Origin of the sequence: Thermogutta sp., from assembly GCF_014359955.1 — a bacterium.
Classification (GTDB): Bacteria; Planctomycetota; Planctomycetia; order Pirellulales; family Thermoguttaceae; genus Thermogutta.
On record NZ_JACIYL010000305.1, the window covers coordinates 1 to 4,812 of the forward strand.

General features: G+C 58.6%; 2 protein-coding genes. Both read right to left on the minus strand.

All coding sequences use genetic code 11. The features are described from left to right. Positions 1-98 precede the first annotated feature (98 nt). Positions 99-3,221 (minus strand): glycosyl hydrolase, encoded by a 3,123-nt coding sequence (locus H5U08_RS10345; protein WP_297032736.1) that lies wholly within the window; start codon positions 3,219-3,221, stop codon positions 99-101. A gap of 97 nt (positions 3,222-3,318) precedes the next feature. Beyond that, positions 3,319-4,812 (minus strand): sulfatase-like hydrolase/transferase (locus H5U08_RS10350; protein WP_297032738.1); only part of this gene is annotated, 1,494 nt, incomplete at its 5' end.

The following is a 4,812-nucleotide window of genomic DNA, read 5'->3' on the forward strand; positions in this document are numbered from 1 at the left end:
ATGCGGGGTTCACCAGCCGACATCCGCACCCGAAATACCGACGGTGCGACAGTTGTGAGCTCCCCGGTTGTGCCGCTCGCGTGATCCTTGGCGATGCCTTAATGGGATTCCTCAACCTTCTTGCGGATGACGCGGAACGGCTCGAACAATCCATAGGCTATTGTATCATAGGCCGTTCCCGGCGGCGGTCCCTCGGCTGGGCCCTGGGCGAAAGCGTGAGGCCAGGCAGATCCCCGAATGGGACCCGCATGATGAGGCCCCAGAGTGTTCTTGAGCGTGCCCGTCACGATGACGACTATTTCATTTTCGCCTTCCTTAAGGAACGGCGTAATATCGCACTCATACGGTGGTCGATAGATCACCCCCGCCGGTGCGTCATTCACAAGCACCTGCGCAAGGGAGCCGTTCCACGCTCCCAATCGAACGAGCCAGCGTCCGTCGCCGCGAGACTTGTGTACGCTGGTGCGGTAGGCTACCCGGCCTGGATAAAGTGGGCAACCCTGAGCAACCCAACCCTCTCCCACATGCAAATCTTGAGGGGGAGTAATAACAAAACCTTTTTCGGCCGGGGTGACTGAAAAGTCGCCCAGCACGTAGGCCGCGGCGGCCTCGTGAAACATCGTCATGGGAGAAGCCGTCGCCGTGACCACATTTTCTCCCACCTTGACCAGCTTGGTGATATCGATTTTGCCGAAGCTCCTGTCCAGCCACCAGCCGTCTGGCGGAGGAACCGCCTGGCCGTTACAGGTCACGGTGTAAAGGTCGGGCCTTTCCAGTACAAACCAGATCTGATCCGGAACTTTTTCTTTAATTTCAAAGTGGTAGGTCAACTCGAATCCGCTGTCCGGCGGGAATTGCCTGCGGATGATTTCGTCGCGAAACTGCACAGCCCGATCCCACGGATTCCCAGGCAGGCCGTACTTCTGAAAGATCCAATGGCAGGCCGGCACAAAATACAGGCTCCGGCGCACCTCATCCTGGATTTTGACGTCAAAATAATCGAGGGTCAGGACATTGGGATCGAGCCGCTCTGCATGGATCGGTCCCAGAGCGATCTCTTCTTCCGTGGTTGATACCTCACGTGCTGGCGTATTGGCCCGATGGCTGAGAAAGAGCACAAGGGAACCGATGGGCGGAAGGTCGAAAGTGAGCTCGATTGCATCACCTTTTGGACTAAACGGCGCCGGCCGCATGTCGCCCGTCTCGAGATCCCAAACTTCAGCACCCAAATACTGGGCGTGGATGGTGCCCGCCGCATGTTCGGAGTCACTCGTATTGACGAGGAAAAGAATCTCCCCGTCCTTGAGCCGCCTCCTCTGATGGAGCAGCAAACCGCGTCGATCTTCCTGTTGCACAATCCGCACGGCCTGGTCCTGCCGTGGGGCCAGCAGCTTGGGCAGCTCGTTCTCATCGACCTTTTTCCAACCGGGAAGATCGCTGCACTCCTGGAGAGCCTCCGAGGGGCGGCCATCCACAAGTCTCGGGCCATCCCCACACACCAGAACCGTGCCGCCGGCCAGTAAGAATTGTCTGAGAAGGTCAAGGGTTGTTTTCTCGAGGTTTTCACAGGTTTGAGGCAGCACAACGGTGTGATACTTCCGTTTTCCCACCACCAGGTACCCGTCCTGGACCTTGCCCAGATTGGCCATGATGTGTTCACATCCAAGGTCATACTCGATCTGGGCGAATTCCAGGCTTTTGACCAGGTTGAAGAAGTTTTCACCAAGCTGTTCCAGGTGGGAGGACGTTGCCCGGTCCACCTGGTAGAGCCACGCCGTGCTGGTGGGTTCCAGAACGAGGATTTCGTTCACATGTTGGCCACTGGAGAGCACCAGCGAGAGCCGGGTGAGGTAGTCGGCGAGAACGTGATACGAGGACCACCAAGGCTCGTGATAGGAAAAGGACTGCGGGTGATCCATCTTTCGGGCACCTCGGATGGTGATGTAAGAGAGGTGCTCGTCAAAGGTGTTGACGCCCAGCACCCCCAGCCAGTCCGCGATTCGCTTCATGTCCTGAAAGCGGAGGTCCCAACCCCCGGCCCCGTACAGTTCACACAGGGTGCGGGTCCGCCCGCACTGGTCGGCCGCACTGGAGAGTTCCCGTACCGCCCGAATGTTGCCGAACTGTGCGTGCGTGTGCTCCGCGTATTGATTCATCAGGCAATCGATGGCAGGCCGCTGATGCCAGGCATACATGGCCATGTTGTCAGGGACGAAGCGGCAGAGCGGCCATTCGTGTTCCCAGTAATGGCCGGTGAATTCCAGTCCATGTTTCTCGCACCACTCAGAATAAGGGCGGGCCCATCGTTCCACAAACAGATCCAGAAGGAGCCGATAGTAATCGTGCCGCACTCTTTTCCAGTCGCCCACGGATTGCACCAGGGCGGGCAGATGATCCACAAGGTTGTATCCGAACCGTTCTTGGAATTGCTCGGCGAAGTCCTCGGTCCAGGTGAGTTGGCCCGCGGAAAGCAGCCGTGGCTCGTCCGTGAAAGATCCCGGTATCCGCTGACCGAACGCGTCCCCGACTTCCCGCCGGTAGGCTTCCAGCGTCACTTCCAGGAATTTTTCAGTCACTCCGGGATAGAGAAGGTCCACGTAGGCCCGACCTCCGTGCCACGGCGAGGGCGCCGCCCGGACCAGCGAAAACACAAGATACTGGCCATCGGGAAGGGACTTTTTATCCTGGATGCTGGACGTCACATTTTCGTAACGTTCGCCTTCCACACGGAACACGGCGACGGCGTCGGGATCGATGTCCTGGAAGCGTTTGACCTGTTTGACACTGAGGCCGCGTCCCACCGACTCCGGCATCAATTCAGGAACCCAACCCCCGGCGAATCCTGAAGGGTAGGAGTTCTCGTCGTAAATCCATACGTTCATGTCCAGTCTTTCGGCGGTTTTCAGCGCCAGCTTCCATAAACGAAACCATTCATCGGAAAGATAGGGAGTCATCAGTCCCGGACGCGGATGGACGAACACCTGTTTGACATGCTGGGAGGCGAGATCCTCCAGCGTGCCAACGATCTGCTCGTCGGTCAGCATGTCGTTCCACACCCACAGGGGAGCTGAAGAATACTCCCGGGGCGGCGCGGGGAAAAGTTGTTTGACTTCCCGCGAACTTTGCGGCACGGTTGCCGCTTCTGATGGCAGCGCCAGGGCCGCAAGTGTTCCGGCGATGGCCAAACGCACGATGATCCCGCTCCTCTGATCCCTCCGCATGAGCAAACTCCTTCGCATTGAAAGCAGTCCCCGTGTCCTCCCTCTCCCCAAAGCTGGGCTCTCTGGACACCGTTCCCAAGTTATCTCTGTGCGGCCATTAGGGCCGGAGCAGCTCGACCTTGACGTAAAAGGCCCCGCACAGGTCGTTTCCTTTCGCGTCCTGGAACCATGCCTGGAGCTGGGTATCACCCTCGGCCAGTTCGACTTCAAACGGTACACCGATGGCCTTGGGAGACGTTTGGGCTCGCATCTCGCGGGATCCAACGCGGAGCACCGCGCCGTAAATCGGCAGGGCCTTCCGGGTTTTGATGACATCAAGCAATGACCGGCCGGCAACCGTCTGTTTAGGACCGGGTGAACCGAGCGGTTCCTCCGTGTGGAAAGGCCAGCGGCGCAGTTCAATCCGATAGAGGCCGCCCCGCGTTACGCGTATATGGAACGGTCCACCCCGCGGACCGCCCTCGGCCGCCGAAACGCGGTGGTGATTATCCACATCGACGCCTGCCCAGTAATTCGATGAAAGGATGACCGGGTTTTCCTGCTCTGTTCCCACAAGGATGGGTTGGTATTCGTAGACCCTCTTTTCCACGCGCGACCACCAATCTTCATAGAACGCGCGCATCCTGGCCACGATATCCGGGTGCTGGGTGCTGAGGTCCGTTGTCTGGGCACGATCCTCCGCCACGTTGTACAATTCCTTGCCATAGACGAGTCGCCACGGGCCCCAAACCACGCAGGCGTCGTACTTGACAGCGCGAACCCTGCCGCCGTACTGAACGACAAACATGCGGTCCGGTAGCGTGGCCTCTGGATTTCTCAGCACGCTCGCCAGGCTGATGCCGTCAAAACGAACTCCCTTCGGGGCAGATTGACCACACAGCTCGAGGAGTGTCGGCAGGATGTCCTGAATCTGCGTCGGCTGGCTGATTTCGCGGCCACCTTCGATCCCGCCAGCCGGCCAGCGGATGAAACAGGGGACACGGTGTCCACCGTCGTAGTAACTGCCCTTTCCATCCCGAAGACCACCGTTGTACACCTGCCTGCCCCCCGTCCCGCCGTTGTCGGTCATGAAGATGACGATCGTGTTTTCGCGAAGCCCCGTTTCTCGAAGCCAGTTTTCCAGACGTCCCATGTTCTCATCGATATTGGCGATCATGCCGAAGAAATTGGCGACATGGGGTCGCACCAAACTCTGGTAAGGTGCGGCATCTTTTTCCTGCGCCCACAAAGGACCGTGGGGTGCGTTGGTCGCGATGTAACACAAAAACGGTTCTTTTTGTCGAGCACGTTCGGACATCCACTCCATCGCCTTGTCGAACCAGAAGTCCGTGCAGTAGCGGTTCGCCTGCCCCACACGGTCTTCCTCTCGGTAGCGAATGTTGACGCAGTCGTTGTCAAACTCCACGTCCGAAGCCACTCCCCAACCGCCGAACCAGATGGCCTTCTCGAAGCCGCGATCAAACGGCCGGTCGGGATAATGGTCTCCCAGGTGCCATTTCCCGAACTGTCCGGTTCGGTAGCCGTATTTTCGGAAGAGTTCGGCCATTGTGGGGATTTCCCGCCAGATCATATTCGTGGCCGCGGGAACGCT

Coding starts and splice junctions, on each gene's coding strand:
- H5U08_RS10345 (WP_297032736.1), bottom strand. CDS start 3,221: ATGCGGAGGGATCAGAGGAGCGGGATCATCGTGCGTTTGGCCATCGCC.